The organism is Patulibacter defluvii (genome assembly GCF_034096925.1).
Classification (GTDB): Bacteria; Actinomycetota; Thermoleophilia; order Solirubrobacterales; family Solirubrobacteraceae; genus Patulibacter; species Patulibacter defluvii.
Genome location: NZ_JAWZSQ010000014.1, coordinates 34,457 through 58,729, shown reverse-complemented (window position 1 = coordinate 58,729; position 24,273 = coordinate 34,457). Strand labels below are relative to the sequence as shown.

Sequence of the window (24,273 nt, the reverse complement as noted above, 5' to 3'; positions counted from 1 at the left end):
AACTTCCGGGGAACGGCCCTCCGCGACGGGGGTTCCGACCCCGCCCCGGGCCGGCCGATCGGGGTGGGTACCCTTCCTCCATGGCCACCACGACCGACGTCCGCACCGTCACCGACGTGGCCCGCCGCGCCCGCGCCGCCGGCCGCCGCCTGGCCGCGGTCGACAGCCGCACGAAGGACGCCGCGCTGGAGGCGATCGCCGCGGCGCTGGAGGCGCGGTCGGGCGAGATCCTCGAGGCCAACGAGCGCGACCTGGCCGCCGGCCGCGAGAACGGCCTGGCCAGCGCGCTGATGGACCGGCTGGCGCTGGACGAGGGCCGGCTGGCGGGGATCGCCGGGGCCGTCCGCGACGTGGTCGCCCTCCGCGACCCGGTCGGCGAGGCGATCGAGGGCTTCCGGCTGCCGAACGGGCTCGACGTGCTGCGCCAGCGGATCCCGCTCGGGGTCGTCGCCGTCGTCTACGAGGCGCGGCCGAACGTCACGATCGACGCCGCGGCGCTGGCGATCAAGAGCGGCAACGCGATCGTGCTCCGCGGCTCGTCGAGCGCCCAGCACTCGAACGCGGTCCTGGCCCGGGTCGCCGCCGAGGCGGCCGAGGGCGCCGGGCTGCCGGCCGACAGCATCCAGATCGTCGCCGGCGGCGGCCGCGAGGAGCTGGCCGAGCTGGCCACGCAGGACCGCTACGTCGACCTGATCATCCCCCGCGGCGGGGACGGGCTGAAGGCGGCGCTGAAGGGCGTCGCGACGGTGCCGGTGATCTTCGCCGCGGCCGGCATCGGCCACGTCTACGTCGACGCCTCGGCCGACCTCGACCAGGCCGAGGCGATCGTCCAGAACAGCAAGGTCCAGCGCCCGGGCGTCTGCAACGCGGCCGAGACGCTGCTGGTCCACCGCGACGTCGCGGCCGAGTTCCTGCCGCGGATGGCGCGGCGGCTGGCCGCCGACCAGGTCGAGCTGCGGGCCGACGACGCGGCCCGGCCGCTGGTCGAGGGCCAGGGCACCCCGGTCGTGCCGGCGACCGCCGAGGACTGGGACACCGAGCACCTGGCGCTGATCCTCGGCGTGCGGGTGGTCGACGACGTCTTCGCCGCGATCGAGCACATCGAGGAGCACGGCTCGGGCCACAGCGACTCGATCGTCGCCCGCGACGCCGTCGCGATCCGGGCCTTCGAGCGCGGGGTCGGGTCGGCGGCGGTCTACGTCAACGCCTCGACCCGCTTCACCGACGGCGGCGAGTTCGGGATGGGGGCGGAGATCGGGATCTCGACCCAGAAGCTCCACGCCCGCGGCCCGATCGGCCTCCGCGAGCTGACCACGTACCGCTACCTGGTGCGCGGCGACGGCCACGTCCGCCCCTGAGCGCGCGCGGCATGCGGATCGGGCTGCTCGGCGGCACCTTCAACCCGCCGCACCTGGCGCACCTGGTGCTGGCCGAGTGCGCCCGCGACGCGCTCGCCCTCGACCGGGTGCTGCTGGTGCTGGCGCCGCGGCCGCCGCACAAGGTGGTCGACGGCGATCCCGGTCCCGAGGAGCGGCTGGCGCTCTGCCACGCGGCGGTCGCGGGCGAGGAGCGGCGGCTCGAGGTCTGCGACGTCGAGCTGCACCGCGAGGGTCCCTCCTACACCGCCGACACGCTCGCCGAGCTGCGGGCGCTGCGGCCCGACGACGAGTTCGTGCTGCTGCTGGGGGGCGACGCCGCCGCCGGGCTGGGCGCCTGGCACCGGCCCCACGACGTGCTCTCGTTCGCCGCGGTCGCGGTCGCGGAGCGCGGCGACGACGGCCACCGGCGGGCCCGCGCGGCGCTCCGCGAGCTGGGCGCCGAGGACCGCTTCCTGCCCTTCGCGATGCCGCCGATGGGCCTCTCGTCGACCCTGATCCGGGCGCGCGTGCGGGCCGGCGAGACGATCCACCACCTGGTGCCGGCCGGGGTCGAGCAGCGCATCGTCGACCAGGGGCTCTACCGTGTGACGGAGGGCGGTTCCCGCAACGGCCCCGAACCCGCATGAGCAAGCGCACCTTCATCTCCTCCGACGTGGCCCCCGAGCCGCCCGACGACTCGCTGCCGCCCGATCCCGAGCTCGACGCCCTCGTCGGCCGGATCGCCGAGCTGGCCGCCGACCGCAAGGCCCACGACCCGGTCGCCGTCGACCTGCGCGGCGCGTCGGCCTACACCGACGCCTTCGTGATCCTGACCGGCAACACCGACCGCCAGGTCAAGGCGATCCACGACGCGATCCACGAGGGGCTGAAGCACGACGAGCCGCGGCGGCTGCCGCGACGGGTCGAGGGGGTCCAGGAGGCCCGCTGGGTGCTGCTCGACTACGGCGACGTCGTGGTCCACGTGTTCGTGCCGGAGACCCGCGACTTCTACCGGCTGGAGTCGCTCTGGGGCGACCGGCCGCGGTTCGACATCGCCCGCTGGTTCGGTCCGGCGGACGCCGTCGACGATCCCGCCGACTGATCGGGTCGCCGCCGGCCGCGGGCCGGCCGCCGGGAGGGGTGGCGTGGCGGCGAGCGGCTTCGCGTACCCTTCCGCGGGTGCTTACGTCCCTTTCCGGTGGGTCCCGGCCGACGCCTGCGCGCTCGCGGACCCTCACCCTGCTGCTGCTCCTGGCGACCGCCGCGACGCCCGCGCTCGCCGCCCCGGCCGGCGCCTCGGCGATGGCCAAGGGCCTGGCCGACGAGGTCACCGCCCGCGGCGACGACGCCGGCCTCCGGCGCGAGTTCTTCCAGGTCGCGAAGGACGCCAACGTCAGCTTCGCGCGCACGTTCCTGCACTGGGACGCCAAGCACCACTTCCCGTTCCCGCACGAGGTCGCCTCGATCCGGCGGATGGCGACCGAGGGCGCCGCGGCGGGGATCGACACGCTCTTCATCAGCTTCAACGGCGAGCTGGGCACCCGCTACAAGACCGACGCCCGCAAGGTCAGCCTCAACGGCTACCGCAAGTTCGTGCGCAAGTCGGTGGCGGCGCTCAAGGGCCTGCCGGTGAAGCTCGTCTGGTCGCCCTGGAACGAGTCGAACTACCAGACCCAGCTGCCGAAGAAGCACGGGCCCGAGGTCTGGCGCAAGATGCAGAACATCGCCTACGAGGAGGTCAAGAAGCAGACCCCCAAGGCGCTGGTCGTGGCCGGCGAGCTGGCCCCCTACGCGCGCAGCACGGCGAAGTCGTCGAACCCGGGGCCGTTCCTGCGCGAGGCGCTCGGCCTCGACAAGAACTGGCGGGCGCGGAAGGGCACGAAGGCGAAGGACTACGCGATCAAGGCCGACGCCTTCACGATCCACTCCTACGACTACAAGAACAACCCGACCAAGCGGCTCCGCAGCAACGACATGTGGACGATCCGCAACCTCGCGACCCAGCGCAACCTGCTGAAGCGGGCGGCGCGCACGAAGCGGATCCCGGGCACGGCGATCAAGCGGCTGTACATCACCGAGTTCGCCTACATCTTCAAGGTCAGCAGCCAGACGATCCCGGACACCACCGCCGCCACCTGGCTGCAGAGCGCCTGGGACATCGCCGCGAAGAACGGCATCCGCGGGCTGCTCTGGTTCAACGTCCGCGACCCGAAGGCGATCTTCTTCTCGGGCCTCAAGGACGAGGCCGGCAACGACCGCGCGGTGCTGCCGGTCTTCACCAAGCTCAAGTAGGACGGTCGCCGGCGGCCCGATGCGCTGCTTCCTGATCGGCGGCGGCCGCGACCCCGAGGGCGTCGCGGCCTCGCACGCGCCCTTCGCGGCGGCGGCCGGCGGGCCGGACGCGACGGTCGTCGCCTACCTGCTCGACGAGGGCGCCGAGACCGACCCGGACCGCTGGCGCGTCGCCCTGACCGGGGCGGGGGCGGGGGCGGTGCGGACGGTCGTGCTGTCGCCGTCGCGGCCGCCGGCGGCCGCCGACCTGGACGGGGCCAGCGGGGTCTTCGTGGCCGGCGGCGAGACGCCCGGCTACCAGCAGCGCTTCGCCGTCGCCGACGGCTGGGTCGCGGCGCTGCGCGAGCGCGGCCTGCCCTACGCCGGCTTCTCGGCCGGGGCGGCGATCGCGGCGACGGCGGCGATCGTCGGCGGCTGGCGCGACGGCGCGGTGGCGGTCTGCGATCCCGACGTCGGCGAGGGCCTGGAGCCGCTGACCGTGCGGCCGGGGCTGGGCCTGCTGCCGGGCGCGGTCGACGTTCACTGCGCCCAGTGGGGCACGCTGCCGCGGCTGCTGGCCGCGCTCCGCCGGCGGCCCGGCACGGTCGGCTGGGGGATCGACGAGCACACCACGCTCGAGCGCGACGGCGACCGGGTGCGGGTCCACGGCCTCGGCGCCGTCCACCGCGCGACGGCCGCCGCCGACGGCCGCGCGACCGTGGCCGCGCTGACGGCGGGCGACACGGCCGCGCTCTCCTAGGGCCGCTGTCCGGCGACGATCTGGCAGGATCGCCGGCGCCACCCCCGACCGAGGTCCGACCCGATGAGCGCAGCCCCCTCCCTCGCCCGCGACGGCGACGTCCACGTCCTGAACCTGGGCGACGGCGAGAACCGCTTCACCCCCGACTGGCTGGGCGCGGTCGCGGCGCTGCTCGACGAGGTCGAGGCGCTGCCGGCCCCGCGGGCGCTCGTCACCACCGCCAGCGGCAAGTTCTGGTCGAACGGGCTCGACCTCGACTGGATGGAGGCCAACCCGGAGGGCGTCGGGGCCTTCGTCGACCAGCTGCACGACCTGCTGGCGCAGGCGCTGACGCTCGGCCTGCCGACCGTGGCCGCGATCCAGGGCCACGCCTTCGCCGGCGGGGCGCTGCTGGCGCTGACCCACGACCACCGGATCATGCGCGCCGACCGCGGCTTCGTCTGCCTGCCGGAGGTCGACATCCGGATTCCCTTCTCGCCCGGGATGACCGAGCTGCTGATCGCCCGGCTGCCGGTCTGGACCAGCAACGAGGCGCTGACGACCGGTCGCCGCTACGGCGGGGTCGACGCCGCCGCGGCGCGGATCGTCGACGAGGCGGTGGCGGAGGAGGAGCTGCTGCCGCGGGCGATCGAGCGCGCGGCGAGCCTGGCGGGCAAGGACCCGGCGACGCTGGCGACGATCAAGCAGCGGCTCTACGGGCGGGCCGCCGCCGCGCTCCGCGACCGCGCCGTCAACACGCTCGTCCAGGGCTGAGGCGGACGGCGCGGGCGCGGGCAGGCGGGCGACGGGCGCGCCCGCTCAGCCGCTGCCGGCGGTCGGCGGCGCGGCGAGCGGTCCGGCGGGGACGGGGCGGGCGCCGGCGCCACGGGCCCGGCGGCGGCGGGCCAGGGCGTCGGCGGCCAGCAGCGAGGCGACGACGGCCGACTCGGAGCTGGTCGGGGTGAGCGAGGAGCGGAGCATGCGTCGATCGTGTCAGCGCGCCCGCCCGCCGTCTCTGGCCCGCTGTCCAAGCCGGCGACGGGAGCGGTTCGCCCGCCGTCAGACCGGTTCCGGGTCGGGCTCCGGCTCGACCGGCGGCGTCGGATCGGGGCCCGGCGACGGGTCGGGCAGCGGCACGCCGGGCCCGGGATCGGGCCGCGGGGTCGGCGGCTGCGGGTCCGGCGCGGGATCGGGGCCGGGCTGCGGGGGCGGGGGGACGACCGGCGACGGCTGCCAGTCGGGGACGGGGATCTCCGGCTGCGGCGGCGGTCGCTCGGCGATCGGCGGTGCGGGCGCGGGCAGGGTCATCGGCGCTCCTCGGGTCGAGGCTCCGTCTGCTCCCTACCCGTCCGGCCGGCGCGCAAACGCCGGCCGCGGACTCAGGTGGTGTGGACGATCAGGACCGACGCGTCGGCGTGGTGCGAGATCTTGTCCGGGACCGAGCCGAGCAGGAACCGCTTGGTGCCGGTCATGCCCTTGTTGCCGATCACGATCAGGTCGCCCTTGACGCGGTCGGTCAGGCGGATGATCGCCTCGGCCGGGTCGCCGGGCACGGCGTGCGTGCGGACGTCGGCCACGCCGCCCTCGCGGACGACCGCCTCGGCGTCGCGCAGGATCGCCTCCGGATCACCCTCCCGCTCGGGGTCGTGGGCGGTCACGACGTCGATCGACGCACCGCCCGCGGCCGCCAGCCGGATCGCGTGGCGCAGCGCCACCAGGGCGGTCGGCGACCCGTCGGTCCCGACCACGATCTTCTCGAACACCGCTCACGACTCCCTTCGCCGGTGCCACCGCGGCCCCGGACGCTCCGGCGCGATCATAGTCCGGCGCCCGGCGCCCGGCCGACCTCGTCGAGCAGCCGCCGGATCCGCTTGGCGGAGACCGGCCCGTCGCCGCCGCGGCCGCCCGCGAAGCCCTGGGCGAACTGGGCCAGCCGCAGCTCCTCGATCATCCACCGGACCTCGTCGAGCGCCGCCGGCCGCGGGGCCCCGGCCGGCCAGCCGTCGCGGCGGGCGCGGTAGGCCGCCTCCAGCTCGCGGATCGCCTGCATCCGGTCGTGGTCGCGGGCGACGGTGTCGGGCAGCCGCTCCAGCCGCCGCTCGATCCCGCGCAGGTAGCGGAGCACGTCGGGCAGCCGCCGCGGCCCGGCCGCGGTCGCGAACCCGGGGTGGACCAGCCCCCGCAGCTGGGCCTCGACGTCGCGCAGCGCGTCGGCGAAGGCCGCCTCCGACGCGGTTCCGGCCGCGGCCAGCGAGAGGTCCTCCAGCCGCCGGCGGACGTCGCGCTCGGCGTCGACGATCCGCACCACTTGCTGGAGCACCTTCGGGGCCGCGGTCGGCAGCCGCCCGGCGACGTCGGCCCGCAGTGCCGCGAACGCCTCCTGGTCCCAGACCGGTCCGCCGGCGAAGGCCAGCAGCCCGTCGACCGTCGCCACGACCACGTCCTCCAGCAGCGCGTCGACGCTGCCGTGGGGCGCCGTGGCCAGCACCAGCTGGGCCCGCTGGTCGAGCGTCTTCGGCAGCTGCCGGGCCGGCGAGGGGATCGTCAGCAGCAGCAGCCGGCGGGTGCCGCGCCACATCGCGTCGGCCTGGGCCGCCTCGCCGTCGAGCACCCGCACGGCGACGCTGTCGCCCTCGTCGACCAGCGCCGGATGGGCGCGGACGGTGCCGCCGGTGCCGGGCAGGGCGACCGTCCGCGGCAGCGCGCCGAAGATCCAGTCGCGCAGGCCCGCGCGCTCGATCGACGGCGTCGCCGCGGCCAGCGCCGCCCGCAGCTTCGGCTGGACGGCGGCCCGCAGCGCCGCCAGGTCGTGGCCCTCGGCGACCAGCGCCGGCGGGTCCTGCTCGTCGTCCTCGATCCGGAAGCTCATCCGCAGGTGGCTCGGCAGCCGCGCCGGGTCGAGCATCGCCGGGGTGACCCGGGTGGGGGGGTGCCAGGGTCCGGCGTTCAGCTCGCGGGCGAGGGCGACCGGCAGCGGCGCGCTGCGCGGGGTCATCCGCTCCAGGAGCCGCTGGGCGGTCTCCGGGATCGGCACCAGCTCGCGGCGGACCTCCTTCGGCAGCAGCCGCAGCAGCGTCGTCACCAGCTCCGGCCGCAGCCCCGGCACCAGCCACTCGAAGCCGATCGGCTGCAGCTGGGGGAGGACCTTCAGCGGCACGTGGACGGTGACGCCGTCGTGCTCGCTGCCGGGCTCGAAGCGGTAGCTCAGCGGCAGCGTGATCTCGCCCTGCTTCCAGGCGGTCGGTCGCAGCCGCGCCTCGTCGCGCTCGTCGTCGGGCGCGTCGCGGACCAGCAGCTCGCGCGGGTAGACCAGCAGCTCCGGCCGCCGCTGCCGCTCCTCCCGCCACCAGCGGTCGAACTCGACCCCGCCGACGATCGCCTCCGGCAGCCGCTCGTCGAGGAACGCGTAGAGGACCTCGTCGTCGACCAGCAGGTCGCGGCGGCGGACCCGCTCCTCCAGCGCCTCGACCTCGGCGATCCGGCGCGCGTTCTCGGCCAGGATCTCGGCCCCGCCGGCGCGGCCGCCGTCCCAGTCGCCCTCGACCAGCGCCGAGCGGAGGAAGATCCCGCGCGAGGCGACCGGGTCGATCCGGCCGTACTGGACGGTCCGCCCGGCGACCACCGGCAGGCCGTAGAGCAGCGCCCGCTCGGTGGCCACCACCGACCCCCGCTTGCGGTCCCAGCGCGGCTCGGCGTGGGTGCGGACGATCAGGTGCTCGGCCAGCGGCTCGATCCAGCCCGGCTCGATCCGGGCCGCGGTGCGGCCGAACAGCCGCGAGGTCTCGACCAGCTCGGCGACCATCGTCCAGGTCGGCGGCTTGCGCGACAGCGCCGAGCCGGGGAAGAGCTGGAAGCGGGCGCCACGAGCGCCGACGTACTCCGGCCGCGGTGGCCGCCCCTTGGGGCCCTTCGGCCGGCCCTTCGCCGGCTCGCTCTCCTTCAGCCCGACGTGCGAGAGCAGCCCCGAGAGCAGCGCCAGGTGGATCCGCTCGGCGTCGGCGGCGGCGAGCCGGTCCTCGGCGTGGGCGGCCCCGAGCGGCTCGTCGTCGGCCGCCGGGGCGTCGGCGCGGCGGTCGTGGGGGACGGTCACGCCGACCTGCTTGGCCGCCTGCCGCAGCTGGGCGACCAGGTCCTGCCACTCGCGGATCCGCAGGTAGTGCAGGAACTCGGCCTTGCTGCGCTTGCGGAACTGGTTGCCGGAGAGCGCCCGCTGCTGGGTCCGCAGGTAGCGCCACAGGTGCAGGTAGGCCAGGAAGTCGGAGCGCTCGTCCTTGAAGCGGGCGTGGGCCTGGTCGGCGGCGGCCTGCTCGTCGGCCGGGCGCTCGCGCGGGTCCTGGATCGAGAGCGCGGCGGCGATCACGATCACCTCGTCGGTGCAGCCCAGCCGGTCGGCCTCGAGCACCATCCGCGCCATCCGCGGGTCGACCGGCAGGTTGGCCAGCTTGCGCCCGAGCGGGGTCAGCCGCGCCGCCGGCTCGTCGGCCCGCTGGGCCTTGGTGGCGCGGCCGGCGGTCAGCGCGCCCAGCTCCTCCAGCAGCAGCACGCCGTCGCGCACCTGGCGGCCGTCGGGCGGCTCCAGGAACGGGAACCGCTCGATCGCGCCCAGCTCCAGCGCGGCCATCTGCAGGATCACCGAGGCGAGGTTGGTGCGCAGGATCTCGGGGTCGGTGAACTCCGGCCGGCCGGCGAAGTCGTCCTCCGAGTAGAGCCGGATGCAGATCCCGTCCGACGTTCGCCCGCAGCGGCCCTTGCGCTGGTCGGCCGAGGCCTGCGAGATCCGCTCGATCGGCAGCCGCTGGACCTTCAGCCGCGGGCTGTAGCGGCTGATCCGGGCCGTGCCCGGGTCGATCACGTACTTGATCCCGGGAACGGTCAGCGAGGTCTCGGCGACGTTGGTGGCCAGCACCACTCGGGTTCGCCCGCCGCGTTCGAGCCGGAAGACCCGCTGCTGCTCGCTGGCCGCCAGCCGCGCGTAGAGCGGCAGGATCTCGATCGGCTGCTGGCCCGGCCGCGGCGTGCCGAAGCGGCCGGCCAGCGCCTCGGCCGCGTCGCGGATCTCGCGCTCGCCGGAGAGGAAGACCAGGACGTCGCCGCGCTCGCTCGCCCCGTGGGTCCGGCGGTGGTGGGCCAGCAGCTCCTCGACCGCGTCGCCGATCGCCTCGGCCTGGTCGCGGTCGCCGGCGGCGCCGCGCGCGCGGTTGCCGGGGCGGGGACGGCGGCGGTCGTCGTCGTCCGGGTCGTCGCTGTCGGCGTCGGGGTCCTCGATCGGCCGGTAGCGGACCTCGACCGGGTAGGTGCGGCCCGAGACCTCGACGATCGGGGCGTCGTCGAAGTGAGCGCTGAACCGCTCGGGATCGATCGTCGCCGAGGTGATGACGACCTTCAGCTCCGGCCGCTTGGGCAGGATCTGCTTGACGCAGCCGAGCAGGAAGTCGATGTTCAGCGACCGCTCGTGGGCCTCGTCGATGATGATCGTGTCGTAGCGGCGCAGCAGCCGGTCGCGCTGGATCTCGGCCAGCAGCAGGCCGTCGGTCATCAGCCGCACCAGCGTCGTCTCGCTGGCGCGGTCGTTGAAGCGGACCGAGTAGCCGATCGCCCCGCCCAGCTCGACGTCGAGCTCGTCGGCGATCCGCTCGGCGACGGTGCGGGCGGCGATCCGGCGTGGCTGGGTGTGGGCGATCGTGCCGCGGACGCCGCGGCCCAGCTCGAGGCAGATCTTCGGCAGCTGGGTGGTCTTGCCCGAGCCGGTCTCGCCGGCGACCACCACCACCTGGTGGTCGCGGATCGCGGCCAGCAGGTCGTCGCGGCGGGCGCTGACCGGCAGCTCCTCCGGGTACGAGACCGCCGGCACCGCCGCCCGGCGGGCGGCGACCCGGGCCTCGGCCCGCTCCAGCTCCGGCAGCAGCTTGGCCAGCTCGCGCGCGCGGGCGCCGTCGTCCCGCTGGTGGCGCAGGCGGTCGACCCGGCGGGCCAGCCGGTGCTCGTCGCGCAGGCTGAGCGTCCGCAGGCGCTCGCGCAGGTCGGGGGTGGTCACGGCGTCCGCCATCGCGACCACCAACGCTACGGGTCGCGGGCGGACGGCCGTCGTGCCGCCCGGGCGGGTGGCCAGGGGTTCGGACCCGTGGTTCCACCGATGCCGCCCGCGCCGGCGGCGCCTACGGTCGGGACGATGCGCACCCCGCGGCTCCTGCTCGGCCTCTCGACGACGCTGCTCGCCGGCCTGCTGGTCGTGCCGGCGACCGCCCCGGCCGTCGTCTACCCGGGGTTGCGCCAGTACGGCGCCACGCTCGACCTGGCGGGCCGGATCGTGATCTCGCGCCACGTCGACGCGACCCGCGAATGCACCCCCGGCCGCGCCTACACCCAGGTCACGACGATCGACCTGGAGATGGGGCGCCCGCGCCCGGTTCGGCTGTCGGCGACCCCGCGCCTGGTCGCCACGACGGAGGCCCGCACCAGCGGCCTCGGCGGGGCCCGGACGAGCAACGAGATCGAGGACTTCCGCACCACCAGCGCCTGTCCGCCGGAGCCGCCGCGGACGCCGCCGATGCCGGGCCCCTGCGGCCAGACCGAGGGCGACGTCGCGGTGACGTTGGCCGGCGCCCTCGAGAACGGCAAGCTGCCGATGCGGGTCGTCGTCATCCGCCGCAACGGCAACCAGCTGCCGTACGCCGAGGGCTGCGAGATCCCCCGCCCCGGGTCGCTCGATCGGCGGACGGCGATCAGCCCGATGCCCGCGCCACGGACCGGGCTGACCGTCCCGCTGGGGGTCACGGGGACGAGCTTCCGCAAGCTCGGTCGCGGCGACGCGGTGGCGCGCACGATCAGCTTCTCCGGTCCCTGCGAGAACGTCCAGGCGAAGACGGCGCGGGCGCGGACGGTCGGGCCCGACGGGCAGCCGATGCGCAGCTGGTGCAAGGTCACGGGCTCGCTCTGGGTGCGGTTGAAGCGGACCTCCTGAGCGCCGCTCCCGCCCGCCGCGGTCGCTACCGTGCCAGGCCGCATGTCGACCGAGGCCCCGCCCCCCGCTCCGCCGCTGCGGATCGGCACCCACTCCGGCTCCTTCCACGCCGACGAGGTCTTCGCGATCGCCGCCCTCGGCCTGGCCCGGGGTCCGCTCGAGGTCGTCCGCACCCGTGACCGCGAGCGGCTGGCCGGCTGCGCGATGCGGATCGACGTCGGCCGCGGCTACGACCCGGCGACGGGCGACTTCGACCACCACCAGGGCGGGGTCGGCGAGCGGCCGAACGGGATCCGCTACGCCTCGTTCGGGCTGATCTGGCGCGAGGTCGGCGAGCAGCTGACCGGCAGTGCCGCGGTCGCGGCCGAGGTCGACGCGCTGCTGGTGGCGCCGATCGACGCCGGCGACAACGGCCAGGAGCTGTACGAGCCGAAGATCGACGGCGCCGTGCCCTACGCGGTCAGCGGCCTGATCGCGGCCCTCAACCCGCCCTGGGACGCCGAGGACGGCGCCGCCGCCGAGCGGGCCGCCTTCGACGAGGCGGTGGCGATCGCCGAGCGGACGCTGCGGGCCGAGATCGCCCGCGCGACCGCCCGCGCGCGGGCCGCCGACCTGGTCCGCGCCGCGCTGGCCCGGGCCGAGGATCCGCGGCTGCTGGAGCTGGACCGCGGGATGCCGTGGCGCGACGTGGTCGTCGCCGAGGCGCCCGAGGTGCTGTTCGTCGTCTACCCGCGGACCAACGACTGGGGCCTGCAGGCGGTGCCGGCGGCGGCCCACGGCTTCGCCAACCGCCGCTCGCTGCCCGAGCCGTGGGCGGGGCTGGAGGGCGAGCCGCTGCAGCAGGTGACCGGCGTCGCCGACGCGGTCTTCTGCCACGTCGCCCGCTTCATGGCCGTCGCGGGCAGCCGCGACGGGGTGCTGGCGCTGGCCCGCCAGGCGCTCGACGGCCCGGCTTAGGGCGCGGCGGGCACGACCACCGTCGGCCCGTCGCCGGCGACCTCGTCGAGCGCGAACCGCGGCGACGGCGGCCGCACGACCCGCTCGGCGCCGGCCACGAACGCGTCGACCGGCTCCAGGAAGCTGATCCGCTCGCTCCGGTAGTGCATCGGCACGATCCAGCGGGCGCCGTGGTCGCGGGCGATCGTGGCCGCCTGCTCGGCGCCGATCGTCGGGCCGCCGCCGACCGGCACCAGCAGCAGGTCGACGCGGCCGAGCGCCGCCGCCTGGGCCGGCCGCAGCGCCGCCTGGCCGAGGTCGCCGAGGTGGGCGACCCGGACCCCGCCGAGGTCGAAGGCGTAGAGCACGTTCGCCCCGCGCTCGGTGCCGGCGGCGTCGTCGTGCTCGGACGCGATCCCCAGCACCTCGCCGATCGGGGTCGGGTGGCGGCCGGCGGCCGAGCGCACGACCACCGGGTCGCCGGCGATCGCGTCGACCGCGTTGTGGTCGCGGTGCTCGTGGGTCACCAGCAGCAGGTCGGCGGCGATGTCGCGGATCGGCGGGTAGTCGAAGCGGAGGCCGCGGGCCGCGACGGCGGACATGTCGCCGAAGGGATCGATCACGACCGTGCGTCCGCCGGCGGCGAGCCGGAAGGCGGACTGGCCGTACCACTCAACCTGCATGCTGCCCCTTCGGTCGCGGACGGGCGAGGCCCGGGTCGGCCGCCGGCCGGCCGCCGCGGAGGGCGGACGCGGCGGCGGCGACCAGGCAGGCGGCGATCGCGAACAGGAACGCCGCGTGGAGGCCGTCGCGGAAGGGGGCGGCGATCAGCCGCGGGAAGAACTCGGGGCCGGTGACCAGCGCCTGCTGGTGGGCGGAGAGCGCGTGCAGCGCCGCCGGGTCGAGCAGCTGGCCGACCGGGTCGTAGCCGAGGAAGGCGGCGAAGAGGATCGAGACCGGCGGCTGCTCGGCCACCTGGCGGGCCGCGCCGGCCGCCACCCCGTGCGCCTCGAGTCCACCGCGCAGGGTCTCCGGCAGCGTCGCGGCCAGGCCGACGATCATCAGCGTGAAGAAGATCCCGATCGAGAGCACCTGGGCCGAGTTCTGGAAGGTCTGGTTCATCGCCCCGCCGGCGCCGCGGTGCTCGGCCGGCAGGCTGTTCATCACCGCCGCCCGGTTGGGCGAGGCGAACATCCCCATCGCGATCCCGATCAGCAGCAGGATCGCCCCGAACGGCAGGTAGGGGAAGTCGATCGGCAGCAGCAGCAGCAGGAGCCCGAACCCGAGCGCGGTCAGCAGCATCCCGCCGGTCGCGAACGGCCGCGCGCCGAAGCGGTCCGAGAGGTAGCCCGAGGCCGGGCCGGCGACCAGCATCCCGAGCGTCAGCGGCAGCATGTAGATGCCGGCCCAGAGCGGGGTCTCGCTGAACGAGTAGCCGTGGCGCGGCAGCCAGATCCCCTGCAGCCAGATGATCAGCATGAACATCAGACCGCCGCGGGCGACGGCCGAGAGGAAGGTCGAGAGCGTCCCGAAGGTGAAGGCGCGGATCCGGAACAGCGGCAGCCGGAACATCGGCTCGCGGACCCGCCGCTCGACGACCACGAACGCGACCAGGCAGAGCGCCGCCCCGCCGAGCAGGGCCAGCACCCGCGGGCTGCCCCAGCCGGTGGCGTGGCCGCCGGCCGGCCGGATCCCGTGGGTGACGGCGACCATCACCAGCACCAGGCCGAGCGCGAAGGTCAGGTTGCCGGCCCAGTCGATCGGGGCCGGCCGCGGACGGCTCAGCTCGCGCAGGCTGCGGTAGGCCCAGACGGTGCCGACCAGCCCGACCGGGACCGAGATCAGGAAGACCAGCCGCCAGTCGACCGGCGCCAGCAGGCCGCCGAGCACCAGCCCGACGAACATCCCGCTGACCCCGACGATGTTGTTGATCCCGAGCGCCATCCCGCGCTGGTGGGCGGGGAAGGCGTCGGTGATGATCGCCGCCGCGTTGGCCAGCAGGCAGGCGCCGCCGATCCCCTGGACGATCCGCAGCGCCACCAGGTAGGTCGCGCCGGCGGTGCCGGTCATCCAGTCGATCGCCAGCAGCAGCGACGCGACGGTGTAGATCACGAAGCCGAGGTTGTAGATCCGGACCCGGCCGACGATGTCGCCGAGCCGCCCGAGGCTGACGATCAGGACGCTGGTGACGACCAGGTAGCCGAGGATCATCCACAGCAGGTAGGAGCTGTTGGTCGGCACCAGCGGGTCGAGGCCGATCCCGCGGAAGATGTCCGGCATCGCGATGATCGTGATCGACCCGTCGAGGGTCGCCAGGAGCACGGCGAGCGTCGCGTTGGAGAGCGCCACCCACTTGTAGCGATCCGGGCTCACGCAAGCAATTGTACAGGTAAACTGTCTAATCGAGCGATGCCGACGTCCGACCCCGTTCCCGACCCCAGCGCGATCGCCGGCGAGCTGCGGCTGGTCCTCGGCCACCTGGTCCGGCGGCTGCGGGCCGAGCGCCGCCACGAGCTGTCGCTGCCCCAGGCGACCGTGCTCGGGCGGCTCGACCGCGACGGCGCGACGACGGTCAGCGCGCTGGCCCAGCTGGAGCGGGTGCGGCCGCAGTCGATGGCCGCGACGGTGGCGGCGCTCGAGGCGGCGGGGCTGGTCGCCCGCCGGCCCGACCCCGACGACGGCCGCCGGACGCTGGTCGAGGCGACGGCCGCCGGACTGGCCGCGATCGCCGCCGACCGCCGCGAGCGCGAGAGCTGGCTGGCCGCCGCGGTCGCCGAGCTGGACGAGCGGGAGCGGGAGACGCTGGTCGCCGCGACGGCGCTGCTGGGGCGGCTCGCCGACCACCGCTGAGCGATCGGCCAGCGCCCAGCGGCCGCCCAGGGTCCTCCCAGCGGCGGACGCGACGGTGTCGGCATGCGACCGACCCTCAAGACCACGACGATCGCGCTGCTCGGGAGCGGCGCGCTGGCCCTCGGCGCGATCGGCTGCGGCAGCGCCGACGCCGGCAGCGCCCCGACGACGACGGCAGCGGCCGCGGCGGCGTCCGGCGGTCCGGCCGCGGGCGGTCAGCCGCCGAGCGGGGCCGCGGCCGGCCCGACCAGCGCCCAGCTGGCGACGGCGGCCAAGCAGCTCGGGGTGACGACGGCCAAGCTGCGGGCGGCGCTGGAGGCCACCCGCCCGAGCGGCGAGCCCGGCGCCGGCGGCCAGCAGCCCACGGAGATGGACGCGGCGCTGGCCCGGCGGCTGGGAGTCAGCACGGCGAAGGTCCAGGCCGCGATGGCGGCGATCCGGCCGAGCGGCGGCCCGCCCGCCGGCGGCGCCCCGGCCGCCGCCGCCGGCAGCTCGTAGCCGCCCGCGGGCGCGCCGCCCGCCGCTCCCGAGACCGATCGAGAAGCCCGCCCCCGGCCGCCCCGCGACCGGGGACGTCGCGCTGCCCGGACGCCGGCCGCGACGGCGCTCAGGAAGGTCCCAGGCTGCTGCGAGACGGCTCTTACGCCGCCGCCGGAGGGTGGTCGTCATGCCCTCCACGAGCCCGATCCCCGTCGCACGCGACGGCGGCGCCGCGGCCGCCCCGCCGGTGGTCGAGGTCGTCGTCCCGGTCCACAACGAGCAGCGCGCGCTGCCGGCCTCGATCCGCCGGCTGCACGACCACCTGACCGCCGCGCTGCCGTTCCGCTGGCGGATCACGATCGCCGACAACGCCTCGACCGACGAGACCGCGCGAGTCGCCCGGGCGCTGGCCGACGACCTGCCCGGGGTCGCGCTGCTGCGGCTGCCGGAGAAGGGCCGCGGCCGGGCCCTGCGGGCGGCCTGGACGGCCAGCGACGCGACGGTCCTCTGCTACATGGACGTCGACCTCTCGACCGACCTGGCGGCGCTGCTGCCGCTGGTCGCGCCGCTCGTCTCCGGCCACAGCGACGTGGCGATCGGGACCCGGCTGGCGCCCGGCTCGCGGGTCGTGCGGGGGCCGAAGCGGGAGCTGATCTCGCGGGTCTACAACCGGCTGCTGCACGTCTCGCTGGCCGCCCGCTTCAGCGACGCCCAGTGCGGCTTCAAGGCGATCCGGGCCGACGTCGCCCGCGAGCTGCTGCCGCAGGTCCGCGACGAGGCGTGGTTCTTCGACACCGAGCTGCTGGTGCTGGCCCAGCGCGAGGGCCGGCGGATCCACGAGGTGCCGGTCGACTGGGTCGACGACCCCGACTCGCGGGTCGACCTGGTCGCGACGGCGCTCGAGGACCTGCGCGGGATCGGCCGGCTGCTGGCCGCGGCGCGGCTGACCCGCTTCCTGGCGATCGGCGTGCTCTCGACGGTCGCCTACGCGCTGCTCTTCCTGCTGCTGCGGGCGCCGCTCGGCGCGGCCGGGGCGAACGTCGCGGCGCTGGCGATCACCGCGGTCGCCAACACCCAGGCCAACCGCCACGTGACCTTCGGCCTTCGCGGCCGCGAGGGGCTGGCCCGGCAGCACGCGATGGGGGCGGTCGTCTTCGCGCTCACCGTGCTGCTGACCAGCGGCGCGCTGAGCGCCCTGCACGCGATCGACGCCCGTCCGTCGCGCGCGGTCGAGCTGACGGTGCTGGTGGCGGCCAGCGTCGGCGCCACCGTCACCCGCTACGTCGCGCTGCGCAGCTGGGTCTTCGCCCGCCGCGGCCGCGCCGCCGCGCTCGCGGCCCCGGCCCCGAGCCCGACCCCGACCACCGCGACCGTCGACCGCGTCGGCGGCTGACCCGTCCCACCCGAACCCGACCGGAGCCTCCGATGTCGACTCCCGAGATGACCCTGCCGGGCCGCCTGCGCGGCGCGCCCGGCCGCACCGTCCAGCGGGCCCGCGGCCACGCCCGCGCGCTGACCGCCCGGCCCGAGCTGCTGGCCCTGATCGTGCTGGCCGCCGTCCTCGACCTGTGGGCGCTCGACCGCAACGGGATGGCGAACGAGTACTACTCGGCCGCCGTCCGCTCGATGACCGAGAGCTGGCACGCCTTCCTCTACGGCTCGTTCGACAACGCCGGCGTGATGACCGTCGACAAGCCGCCGCTGGCGCTCTGGATCCAGGCGCTGTCGGCGCGGGCCTTCGGCTTCAGCTCGTGGAGCATGCTCGTGCCGCAGGCGCTGATGGGCGTCGGCACCGTGGTCCTGGCCTACGACCTGACCCGCCGCCGCTTCGGCCGCGCGGCCGGCGGGGTCGCCGGGCTGGCGCTGGCGCTGACCCCGATCGCGGTCGCGGTCTCGCGTCACAACAACCCCGACGCGCTGCTGGTGCTGTGCGCGACCGGCGCGCTCTGGGCCGTGGTCCGGGGGCTGGAGGACGGTCGCAGCCGCTGGCTGCTGCTGGCCGGGGTGCTGGTCGGGCTCGGCTTCGAGGCGAAGATGGCGGCCGCGCTGATGGTCGTCCCGGGGATCGTCGCCGCCTGGCTGTGGGTGGCGCCGACCGGCCGGCTGCGCGCGGCGCGCCAGCTCGGCGGCTTCGGGCTGACGGCGGCGGCGGTCGGCCTGGCCTGGCCGTTGCTGGTCTGGCTGACGCCGGCCGCCGACCGGCCGTGGGTCTCGGGCACCAGCGACAACTCGATCTGGTCGCTGATCCTCGGCTACAACGGCCTCGGCCGGCTGTTCGGGCAGGACGGCGGCCCGGGCGGCGCCGGCGGCGGTCCCGGCGGGGGCGGCCCCGGCGGCGGCAACGGCCTCTTCGGCGGCGATCCGGGCCCGCTGCGGCTGCTGAACGAGGCGCTCGGCGGCCAGGCCGGCTGGCTGCTCGGCTTCGCGGTGGTGGCCGGCGCCGGCCTGCTGGTGCTGACCCGGCTGCGGCGGACCGACGCCCGCAGCGGCTGGCTGATCGCGGCCGGCGGCGCCTGGTTGGTGACCGCGGTCGCCTTCAGCCGCGCCGAGGGGATCTTCCACCCGTACTACGTGTCGCTGCTGGCGCCCTTCACGGCGGTGCTGGTCGGGGCCGGCGCCGGCACGCTGCTGGCCGGCGGCGCGTCGCGGACGACCCGCGTGCTCGGTCCGCTGATGCTGGCGGGCGGGGTGGCGACCGAGCTGGTGGTGCTCGACCGCAGCGCCTCCGACATGGCCTGGTTCGTGCCGCTGCTGGTGGCCGGATCGGTGGTCGCCGGCGGCGTGCTGGCGCTCGGGGCATCGCGGCGGCTGCGGGCGGCGGCGCTGGCGGCGGCGATCGCGCTGCTGCTGACGGCGCCCGGGGCCTGGGCGGTCCAGACCCTCGGGCACGCCACCAGCGGCACCTTCCCGGCCGGCGGCCCGGCGTCGGCGGGGATCGGGATGGGCGGTCCCGGCGGCGGCCCCGGCGGTCCCGGCCGGCGGACGGGCGGCGGCGCTCCCGGCGGTCCCGGGGGCGGCGGCGGGATGCCGCCCGGCGCTCCGGGCGCGACCGGCGGCGGCACGGCCGGCGGCGCCGGCGGCCAGGCGATCGCGCCCCAGGCGCTCTTCCAGGCCCCCGGCGGAGGCGCGGGCGGGGGTGGCGGAGGCGGCATGTTCGGCGGCAACACCCAGTCACTGAGCCAGGCCGTCGCTTACGCCCGGGCCCACGGCGGCGGCACGGTCGCGGTCGCCAGCCAGAGCGGCGCCGCGTCGCAGATCCTCGCCACCGGCGCCGACAGCCCGGTGGTGGCGATCGGCGGCTTCTCCGGTCGCGAGAGCCAGGTCAGCGTCGCCTGGCTGGCGGATGCGGTCGCCCGCGGCAAGGTCCGCTGGGTGATCGCCACCAGCGACGGCGGCGGGATGCGCGACGGCCGGGTCGGGGCCAGCGACGTGCTGGCGGTCGTCCAGCGGGCCGGCAAGCCGGTCTCCTCGGTCGACGGCCTCTACGACCTCCAGGGCCTGGCCAGCGCCCTCCGCGCCGCCGGCTGAGGCCGGGCCCGCCGGCCCGCGCGCGCCCGAATCCGCCCCGCCCGTGACGTTCCGGTCGCTGATCGACCGGAACGTCGCGGCCGACGGGGCGCCCAGGGGGCTCCCAGGTTCCTCCCAGGGAACGCGGCGATACTGCGTCCCATGGCCACCGAAGCCGCAGCGGCGCACCGCGTCCTGGTCGTCGACGACGAACCGAACATCGTCGACGTGCTCTCGATGGCCCTCACGTTCCAGGGCTTCGAGGTCGCGACCGCGGCCACGGGGGAGGAGGCGCTGGCTCAGGTCGAGGCCTTCCGGCCCCAGATCATGGTCCTCGACGTGATGCTCCCCGACACCACCGGCTTCGAGGTCGCCGACCGGCTCGGCGCCCAGCGCAGCCACGTGCCGATCATCTTCCTGACCGCCCGCGACGCGACCGAGGACAAGCTGCGCGGTCTCACCAGCGGCGGTGACGACTACGTGACGAAGCCGTTCAGCCTCGAGGAGCTGGTGGCCCGGATCCGCGTCGTCCTGCGGCGCACCGGCCAGGCGGTCGACGGCTCGCCGCTGCTGCGGTTCGAGGACCTGGAGCTGGACGAGGACACCCGCGAGGTCTCCCGCGCCGGCGTCCCGATCGAGCTGACCGCGACCGAGTACCGGCTGCTGCGCTACTTCCTGCGCAACCCGCGGCGGGTCCTGACCCGGGCCCAGATCCTCGACCACGTCTGGGACTACGACTTCGGCGGCGACGCGCGGGTGCTGGAGACCTACGTCAGCTACCTGCGGCGCAAGCTCGAGGTGGAGGGCGAGGACGGCGAGCCGCGCCCGTCGCTGATCCACACCGTGCGCGGCGTCGGCTACGCGCTGCGGGCCCCGAGGCGCTGAGCCGTGACCGCCGCTCCAGCCCGGCGCCGGATCGACCCCCGCGGCTGGTCGCTGCGGGGGCGGCTGATCGCGACCCTCTTCGCCCTCACCGCGATCGCGATGCTGGTGCTGGCCGTCGTCACCTACGCCACCCAGCGCTCGTTCCTGCTCGACCGGCTCGACGAGCAGACGAAGACGGTGATGCCGGCGGTCGGCCCGGTGCTGGGCGACGAGGGACCGGGCGGGCCGGCGGCGGAGAACGTGCCGGACGGGACGGTCGGCGCGACCGCGCCCCCGAGCGACGGCGACGACGGCGGCCGCGGGCCGGGCCGCCGCGGCCTGCCGCCCGGCACCTACTGCTCGCAGCGCGGGGGCGGCGCCGCCACGGCCCGCAGCTACCAGCAGCCGGTCAGCTACCTGGGCAAGACGCTGCCGGCCCCGAAGCTGCCGCGCGACCTGCGCCCCGACCAGCTGCTGACCGTGCCCGCGGTCGGCAGCGACGACCTCCGCTACCGGGTCCGGACGGCGGTCAACCCGCACAGCGGCCGGCTCGACGTGGTCGCGCTGCCGCTGACCGAGGTCGACGACTCGCTCGGCCGGCTGCTGCTGGTCGAGGGGCTGGTGCTCGCCGCGACCCTGGCGCTGCTGACCGGCCTGGCCTGGATCGTCGTCCGGATCGGGCTGCGGCCGCTCGACCGGATGACCGACACCGCCGGGGCGATCGCCGCCGGCGACCTCGACCGCCGGGTCGCCGTGACCGCGCCGGGGACCGAGGTCGGCCGGCTCGGCCAGGCGCTGAACGGGATGCTCGGCCGGCTGGAGCGGGCGTTCGCCGAGCGCGAGGCGAGCGAGAGCCGGCTGCGGCAGTTCCTCTCCGACGCCTCGCACGAGCTGCGGACGCCGCTCTCCTCGATCCGCGGCTATGCCGAGCTGCACCGGGTCGGTGCCCTGCGCGAAGGCGAGGACGTCGAGCGGGCGATGGGCCGGATCGAGGACGAGGCCGCGCGGATGGGGACGCTGGTCGAGGAGCTGCTGGTGCTGGCCCGGCTCGACGAGACCCGCGAGAAGGCGACCGCCGACGTCGACGTCGCCGAGCTGGCCGAGGACGCCGCCCACGACGCCCACGCCGCCGCCCCCGACCGGGCGATCGCCGCCGAGGTCGACGGTCCGGCGGTCGTCCACGGCGACGCCGACCAGCTGCGCCAGGTGCTGGCCAACCTGGTCCGCAACGCGCTCGTCCACACCCCGCCCGGGACCCCGGTCGAGATCACCACCCGCCGCGCCGCCGGCACGGTCGAGATCGAGGTCCGCGACCACGGTCCCGGCCTGCCCGACGTCGCGTCGGCCGAGCTGTTCGGCCGCTTCTGGCGCAAGGAGGAAGGGCGGACCCGCGGCCCCAGCGGCGCCGGCCTCGGGCTGGCGATCGTGGCCGCGATCGTGGCCGCCCACGACGGCGAGGTCGAGGCCCGCGACGCGGCGGGCGGCGGGGCCTCGTTCCTCGTCCGGCTGCCGCTGGCCGGCGGCGGTCAGTCCGCGTAGAGCGCCTCGATCTCGGCCGCGTACTTGGCCGCGATCGGCTTCCGCTTCAGCTTCGAGGTCGGCGTCAGCTCGTCGCCGCCCGGCTCCCAGTCGACCGGCAGGATCCGGAAGCGCTTGATCTGCTCGACCCGCGACAGCCGCTCGTTGGCCCGCTCGACCTCGGCCGCGACGGCGGCGACCAGCTCGGGGTCGGCGGCGAGCGCGGCGGGGCTGGGGTCGGCCAGGCCGCGGTCGGCGGCGTAGGCCGCGGCCGCGTCGGGGTCGAGCACCAGCAGCGCGACGTTGTAGGGACGGGCGTCGCCGATCGCGATCGCCTGCCCGATCAGCGGCCCGGCCGCCTTCAGCGTCAGCTCGATGTTGGCCGGCGACATGTTCTTGCCGGCGGCGTTGATCATCAGCTCCTTCTTGCGGTCGACGACCCGCAGGTAACCCTCGTCGTCGAGGGTGCCGATGTCGCCGGTCCGCAGCCAGCCGTCCTCGATCGCCTCGGCGGTCTTGCCCGGCTCGTTGCGGTAGCCGCGCATCACGGTGCCGCCGCGGACCAGCACCTCGCCGTCCTCGGCCAGCCGCAGCTCGATCCCCGGCAGCGCCGGGCCGACGGTGCCGATCTTGACCCGCGCGGGCGGGTTGATGGTGGCGCAGCAGGAGAGCTCCGACATCCCCCACAGCTCGCAGATCGGCAGTCCGATCGCGCCGAAGAACTCGAGCACGTCGGGCGGGATCGGTGCCGCGCCGGAGACCGACCAGCGGACCTGGTCGAGCCCGATCGCGGCCCGGATCGGCCCCAGCACCAGCTGCTCGGCCTTCGCGTGCTCGGCCCGCAGCGCCTCGTCGGGGCCGTCGCCGCGGCCGGCGATCCGCTCCTGCTCGGCCCGCACGACCCGCAGGCCGGTGGCGATCGCCCAGCGCATCGCCTGCTGCCGCTGGGCGTCCGGCTCGCGCTCGACCTTCGCCTCCAGCGCGGCCTTGATCTTCTCCCAGACCCGCGGCACCGCGCCCCAGATCGTCGGCCGCACGTCGGGCAGCGCGGCGGCGACCGCGCGCGGGTCGGGGACGCAGGTGATCTGAAGCCCGAACGCCATCGCGCTGTAGTGCGAGAGCCAGCGGTCGGCGATGTGGGCCGACGGCAGGTAGGACGGCGCGCGGTCGCCGAACTCCAGCGGCAGCAGCGCGGTCGCGGCCCGCAGCTCGGCCAGCAGGTTGGCGTGGGTCAGCTCGACGCCCTTCGGCGGTCCGGTGGTGCCGGAGGTGTAGATCAGCGTCAGCAGGTCGTCGCCGGCGACCGCCCGCCAGGCGCCGTCGAAGTCGAACTCCGGCCGGCCCATCGCCTCCAGCTGCTCCAGCGTCAGCGTGCCGTCGGCGTCGCCGTCGAGGCAGATCACGTGCTCGACCGCGGTCGCGGCGCGGGCCTCCTGGACGCGGTCGAGGAACAGCGACTCGCAGACGACCACGCGGTTGCCGGCGTTCGCGAACAGGTGGGCGATCTGCTCCGGCGCCGAGGTGTTGTAGATCGAGAACGGGACCGCGCCGAGGTGCAGCGCGGCGGTGTCGCAGAGGTGGAACTCGGGCCGGTTCAGCAGCATCAGGCCGACCGCGTCGCCGCGGCCGACCCCGAGCGCGGCGAGCCCGGCGGCGATCCGGCGGACCCGCTCGGCGTAGGTCCGCCAGCTGATCTCGACCGCGCCGCCGATCGTCCGCAGGGCGACCGCGTCGGGGTCGACGGCGGCGGTCCGCTGGAACGCGGCGGCGAGGCTGGGGACGGCGAGCGGGTCGCCGGCGGCGGCGGTGGAGGGGCTGGTCTCGGTGGCCATGGCCTTGGTGCTCTCCCGGATGCGGTCCCGGCGGGCGGGACGTGTGGCGTGCGGCTGGCGCGAGCCTCCCACCCCCGGCGACCGCTGGCAAGCGGCAACGCGCCACGACTTGGTGGCCGCGGTTGTGCGCCGCGCACCGTCGGCGGCGATACTCGCCCGATGCCCACGGCCAGCTGCAACGGCGTCGAGCTGCACCACGAGGTCCACGGCGAGGGACCGCCGCTGATCTGCGTCCACGGGCTCGGCGCCGACCTCCGCGAGTGGCAGCCGAACGTCGCCGCCTTCGCCGCCCGCCACCGGACGGTCGTGCTCGACAACCGCGACGTCGGCCGGTCGAGCTACGTCGAGCAGCCGTACGAGGTCGACGACCTGGCCGCCGACGTGCTGGCGCTGGCCGACCAGCTGGGGATCGAGCGCTTCCACCTGCTCGGGGCGTCGCTCGGCGGCGCGATCGCCCAGCAGCTGGCGCTGCGCGCGCCCGAGCGGGTCCGGACGCTGACGATCGCCGTCAGCTGGGCCGGCGGCGGCCGCTGGTGGCGGGCCCGCGGCCGCGCGCTCTGGCGGGCGGTGCCGCAGATGACGGCCGAGGAGATCGCCGACCAGCTGCTGATGCTGACCCTCTCGGCCGCCGCCTACGAGGACGACGAGCGGCGCGCCGCCGAGCTGGCGCGGCTGCTCGAGCACCCCGATCCGCAGCGGCCGGAGGGCTTCTGGCGCCAGGCCCGGGCGGCCAACCGCCACGACGTCCGCGCGCGGCTGGGGGAGCTGACGATGCCGGTCCACGTGATCGGCGCCGAGCAGGACGCGATGGTCCCGGTCTGGATGTCGCGCGAGATCGCCGCGCTGATCCCCGGCGCCGAGCTGACCGTCGTCGACGGCGCCGCCCACGGCCTCAACCGCGAGCGGGCCGCCGAGTTCAACCCGCTGGTGCTGCGGTTCCTGCGCGAGGCGGGCTGA

Annotated in this window: 22 protein-coding genes; 15 read left to right on the top strand and 7 right to left on the bottom strand. The window is 76.0% G+C overall.

Annotated elements, in window-relative coordinates; genetic code table 11:
* The first annotated feature begins 80 nt into the window (after nucleotides 1-80).
* From SH587_RS14840 to SH587_RS14815, 6 genes are all read left to right on the top strand, one after another.
* Nucleotides 81-1,358: a glutamate-5-semialdehyde dehydrogenase gene (locus SH587_RS14840; RefSeq protein WP_320671412.1), complete on the top strand. Its 1,278-nt coding sequence runs from the start codon at nucleotides 81-83 to the stop codon at nucleotides 1,356-1,358.
* An 11-nt stretch (nucleotides 1,359-1,369) separates the two neighbouring features.
* On the top strand, nucleotides 1,370-2,005 hold the full coding sequence (nadD, locus tag SH587_RS14835; protein WP_320671411.1) for a nicotinate (nicotinamide) nucleotide adenylyltransferase: 636 nt from the start codon (nucleotides 1,370-1,372) through the stop codon (nucleotides 2,003-2,005).
* The gene (gene rsfS / locus SH587_RS14830; RefSeq protein ID WP_320671410.1) at nucleotides 2,002-2,460 is read left to right on the top strand and encodes a ribosome silencing factor; all 459 of its coding nucleotides are present in this window, start codon (nucleotides 2,002-2,004) and stop codon (nucleotides 2,458-2,460) included. The genes nadD and rsfS overlap by 4 nt, the downstream gene beginning before the upstream one ends.
* 77 nt (nucleotides 2,461-2,537) lie before the next feature.
* Nucleotides 2,538-3,650 (top strand): hypothetical protein, encoded by a 1,113-nt coding sequence (locus SH587_RS14825; protein ID WP_320671409.1) that lies wholly within the window; start codon nucleotides 2,538-2,540, stop codon nucleotides 3,648-3,650.
* 19 nt (nucleotides 3,651-3,669) lie between these two features.
* On the top strand, nucleotides 3,670-4,389 hold the full coding sequence (locus SH587_RS14820; RefSeq protein ID WP_320671408.1) for a Type 1 glutamine amidotransferase-like domain-containing protein: 720 nt from the start codon (nucleotides 3,670-3,672) through the stop codon (nucleotides 4,387-4,389).
* 63 nt (nucleotides 4,390-4,452) lie between these two features.
* Nucleotides 4,453-5,142: an enoyl-CoA hydratase-related protein gene (locus SH587_RS14815; protein WP_320671407.1), complete on the top strand. Its 690-nt coding sequence runs from the start codon at nucleotides 4,453-4,455 to the stop codon at nucleotides 5,140-5,142.
* Nucleotides 5,143-5,187: 45 nt separating this feature from the next.
* Here SH587_RS14815 and SH587_RS14810 read toward each other — a convergent pair whose 3' ends face one another.
* The 4 genes from SH587_RS14810 to hrpA all read right to left on the bottom strand — a co-directional run bounded on the left by SH587_RS14810 (nucleotide 5,188) and on the right by hrpA (nucleotide 10,414).
* Nucleotides 5,188-5,349: a hypothetical protein gene (locus SH587_RS14810; protein ID WP_320671406.1), complete on the bottom strand. Its 162-nt coding sequence runs from the start codon at nucleotides 5,347-5,349 to the stop codon at nucleotides 5,188-5,190.
* Between the two features lie 78 nt (nucleotides 5,350-5,427).
* Nucleotides 5,428-5,676, bottom strand: coding sequence for a hypothetical protein (locus tag SH587_RS14805; protein ID WP_320671405.1), 249 nt, complete (start codon nucleotides 5,674-5,676; stop codon nucleotides 5,428-5,430).
* Between the two features lie 71 nt (nucleotides 5,677-5,747).
* The gene (locus SH587_RS14800) at nucleotides 5,748-6,131 is read right to left on the bottom strand and encodes a universal stress protein (RefSeq protein ID WP_320671404.1); all 384 of its coding nucleotides are present in this window, start codon (nucleotides 6,129-6,131) and stop codon (nucleotides 5,748-5,750) included.
* 53 nt (nucleotides 6,132-6,184) lie between these two features.
* Complete coding sequence (gene hrpA, locus SH587_RS14795; protein WP_320671403.1) at nucleotides 6,185-10,414, bottom strand: ATP-dependent RNA helicase HrpA; 4,230 nt, start codon at nucleotides 10,412-10,414, stop codon at nucleotides 6,185-6,187.
* A 123-nt stretch (nucleotides 10,415-10,537) separates the two neighbouring features.
* Between hrpA and SH587_RS14790 the strand changes: the two genes are divergently transcribed.
* Together SH587_RS14790 and SH587_RS14785 are read left to right on the top strand one after the other, a co-directional pair.
* Complete coding sequence (locus tag SH587_RS14790; protein ID WP_320671402.1) at nucleotides 10,538-11,329, top strand: hypothetical protein; 792 nt, start codon at nucleotides 10,538-10,540, stop codon at nucleotides 11,327-11,329.
* A gap of 42 nt (nucleotides 11,330-11,371) precedes the next feature.
* Complete coding sequence (locus SH587_RS14785) at nucleotides 11,372-12,286, top strand: MYG1 family protein (protein WP_320671401.1); 915 nt, start codon at nucleotides 11,372-11,374, stop codon at nucleotides 12,284-12,286.
* Here SH587_RS14785 and SH587_RS14780 read toward each other — a convergent pair.
* Together SH587_RS14780 and SH587_RS14775 are read right to left on the bottom strand one after the other, a co-directional pair.
* Nucleotides 12,283-12,948, bottom strand: a complete 666-nt coding sequence (locus tag SH587_RS14780) for an MBL fold metallo-hydrolase (protein ID WP_320671400.1) — start codon at nucleotides 12,946-12,948, stop codon at nucleotides 12,283-12,285. The genes SH587_RS14785 and SH587_RS14780 overlap by 4 nt on opposite strands.
* Nucleotides 12,938-14,638 carry an MFS transporter gene (locus tag SH587_RS14775; RefSeq protein ID WP_320671399.1) on the bottom strand — a complete coding sequence of 567 codons (1,701 nt, stop codon included), beginning with the start codon at nucleotides 14,636-14,638 and terminating at the stop codon, nucleotides 12,938-12,940. The genes SH587_RS14780 and SH587_RS14775 overlap by 11 nt, the downstream gene beginning before the upstream one ends.
* 36 nt (nucleotides 14,639-14,674) lie before the next feature.
* Here SH587_RS14775 and SH587_RS14770 point away from each other — a divergent pair, with 36 nt between their 5' ends.
* The 6 genes from SH587_RS14770 (at nucleotide 14,675) to SH587_RS14745 (ending at nucleotide 21,505) form a co-directional block, all read left to right on the top strand.
* Nucleotides 14,675-15,115 (top strand): MarR family winged helix-turn-helix transcriptional regulator, encoded by a 441-nt coding sequence (locus SH587_RS14770; protein ID WP_320671398.1) that lies wholly within the window; start codon nucleotides 14,675-14,677, stop codon nucleotides 15,113-15,115.
* A gap of 63 nt (nucleotides 15,116-15,178) precedes the next feature.
* Nucleotides 15,179-15,613: a hypothetical protein gene (locus tag SH587_RS14765; protein ID WP_320671397.1), complete on the top strand. Its 435-nt coding sequence runs from the start codon at nucleotides 15,179-15,181 to the stop codon at nucleotides 15,611-15,613.
* A 169-nt stretch (nucleotides 15,614-15,782) separates the two neighbouring features.
* Nucleotides 15,783-16,988, top strand: a complete 1,206-nt coding sequence (locus SH587_RS14760; RefSeq protein ID WP_320671396.1) for a bifunctional glycosyltransferase family 2/GtrA family protein — start codon at nucleotides 15,783-15,785, stop codon at nucleotides 16,986-16,988.
* Between the two features lie 32 nt (nucleotides 16,989-17,020).
* On the top strand, nucleotides 17,021-19,123 hold the full coding sequence (locus tag SH587_RS14755) for a glycosyltransferase family 39 protein (RefSeq protein ID WP_320671395.1): 2,103 nt from the start codon (nucleotides 17,021-17,023) through the stop codon (nucleotides 19,121-19,123).
* 141 nt (nucleotides 19,124-19,264) lie between these two features.
* Nucleotides 19,265-19,987, top strand: coding sequence for a response regulator transcription factor (locus SH587_RS14750; RefSeq protein ID WP_320671394.1), 723 nt, complete (start codon nucleotides 19,265-19,267; stop codon nucleotides 19,985-19,987).
* A gap of 3 nt (nucleotides 19,988-19,990) precedes the next feature.
* On the top strand, nucleotides 19,991-21,505 hold the full coding sequence (locus SH587_RS14745) for a sensor histidine kinase (protein ID WP_320671393.1): 1,515 nt from the start codon (nucleotides 19,991-19,993) through the stop codon (nucleotides 21,503-21,505).
* On the opposite strand, the gene SH587_RS14740 is transcribed toward SH587_RS14745, so the two are convergent.
* Entirely contained in the window at nucleotides 21,493-23,316 is a 1,824-nt protein-coding gene (locus SH587_RS14740; protein WP_320671392.1) for an AMP-binding protein, read from the bottom strand. The two genes, SH587_RS14745 and SH587_RS14740, sit on opposite strands and share 13 nt — an antisense overlap.
* A 159-nt stretch (nucleotides 23,317-23,475) precedes the next feature.
* Here SH587_RS14740 and SH587_RS14735 point away from each other — a divergent pair, with 159 nt between their 5' ends.
* Nucleotides 23,476-24,273 carry an alpha/beta fold hydrolase gene (locus tag SH587_RS14735; protein WP_320671391.1) on the top strand — a complete coding sequence of 266 codons (798 nt, stop codon included), beginning with the start codon at nucleotides 23,476-23,478 and terminating at the stop codon, nucleotides 24,271-24,273.

Excerpts from the sequence above, each read along its gene's own strand:
- SH587_RS14840 (WP_320671412.1), top strand. The coding sequence starts at position 81 with ATGGCCACCACGACCGACGTCCGCACCGTCACCGACGTGGCCCGCCGC.
- nadD (WP_320671411.1), top strand. The coding sequence starts at position 1,370 with ATGCGGATCGGGCTGCTCGGCGGCACCTTCAACCCGCCGCACCTGGCG.
- rsfS (WP_320671410.1), top strand. The coding sequence starts at position 2,002 with ATGAGCAAGCGCACCTTCATCTCCTCCGACGTGGCCCCCGAGCCGCCC.
- SH587_RS14820 (WP_320671408.1), top strand. The coding sequence starts at position 3,670 with ATGCGCTGCTTCCTGATCGGCGGCGGCCGCGACCCCGAGGGCGTCGCG.
- SH587_RS14815 (WP_320671407.1), top strand. The coding sequence starts at position 4,453 with ATGAGCGCAGCCCCCTCCCTCGCCCGCGACGGCGACGTCCACGTCCTG.
- SH587_RS14810 (WP_320671406.1), bottom strand. The coding sequence starts at position 5,349 with ATGCTCCGCTCCTCGCTCACCCCGACCAGCTCCGAGTCGGCCGTCGTC.
- SH587_RS14805 (WP_320671405.1), bottom strand. The coding sequence starts at position 5,676 with ATGACCCTGCCCGCGCCCGCACCGCCGATCGCCGAGCGACCGCCGCCG.
- hrpA (WP_320671403.1), bottom strand. The coding sequence starts at position 10,414 with ATGGCGGACGCCGTGACCACCCCCGACCTGCGCGAGCGCCTGCGGACG.
- SH587_RS14790 (WP_320671402.1), top strand. The coding sequence starts at position 10,538 with ATGCGCACCCCGCGGCTCCTGCTCGGCCTCTCGACGACGCTGCTCGCC.
- SH587_RS14785 (WP_320671401.1), top strand. The coding sequence starts at position 11,372 with ATGTCGACCGAGGCCCCGCCCCCCGCTCCGCCGCTGCGGATCGGCACC.
- SH587_RS14780 (WP_320671400.1), bottom strand. The coding sequence starts at position 12,948 with ATGCAGGTTGAGTGGTACGGCCAGTCCGCCTTCCGGCTCGCCGCCGGC.
- SH587_RS14770 (WP_320671398.1), top strand. The coding sequence starts at position 14,675 with ATGCCGACGTCCGACCCCGTTCCCGACCCCAGCGCGATCGCCGGCGAG.
- SH587_RS14765 (WP_320671397.1), top strand. The coding sequence starts at position 15,179 with ATGCGACCGACCCTCAAGACCACGACGATCGCGCTGCTCGGGAGCGGC.
- SH587_RS14760 (WP_320671396.1), top strand. The coding sequence starts at position 15,783 with ATGCCCTCCACGAGCCCGATCCCCGTCGCACGCGACGGCGGCGCCGCG.
- SH587_RS14755 (WP_320671395.1), top strand. The coding sequence starts at position 17,021 with ATGTCGACTCCCGAGATGACCCTGCCGGGCCGCCTGCGCGGCGCGCCC.
- SH587_RS14750 (WP_320671394.1), top strand. The coding sequence starts at position 19,265 with ATGGCCACCGAAGCCGCAGCGGCGCACCGCGTCCTGGTCGTCGACGAC.
- SH587_RS14740 (WP_320671392.1), bottom strand. The coding sequence starts at position 23,316 with ATGGCCACCGAGACCAGCCCCTCCACCGCCGCCGCCGGCGACCCGCTC.
- SH587_RS14735 (WP_320671391.1), top strand. The coding sequence starts at position 23,476 with ATGCCCACGGCCAGCTGCAACGGCGTCGAGCTGCACCACGAGGTCCAC.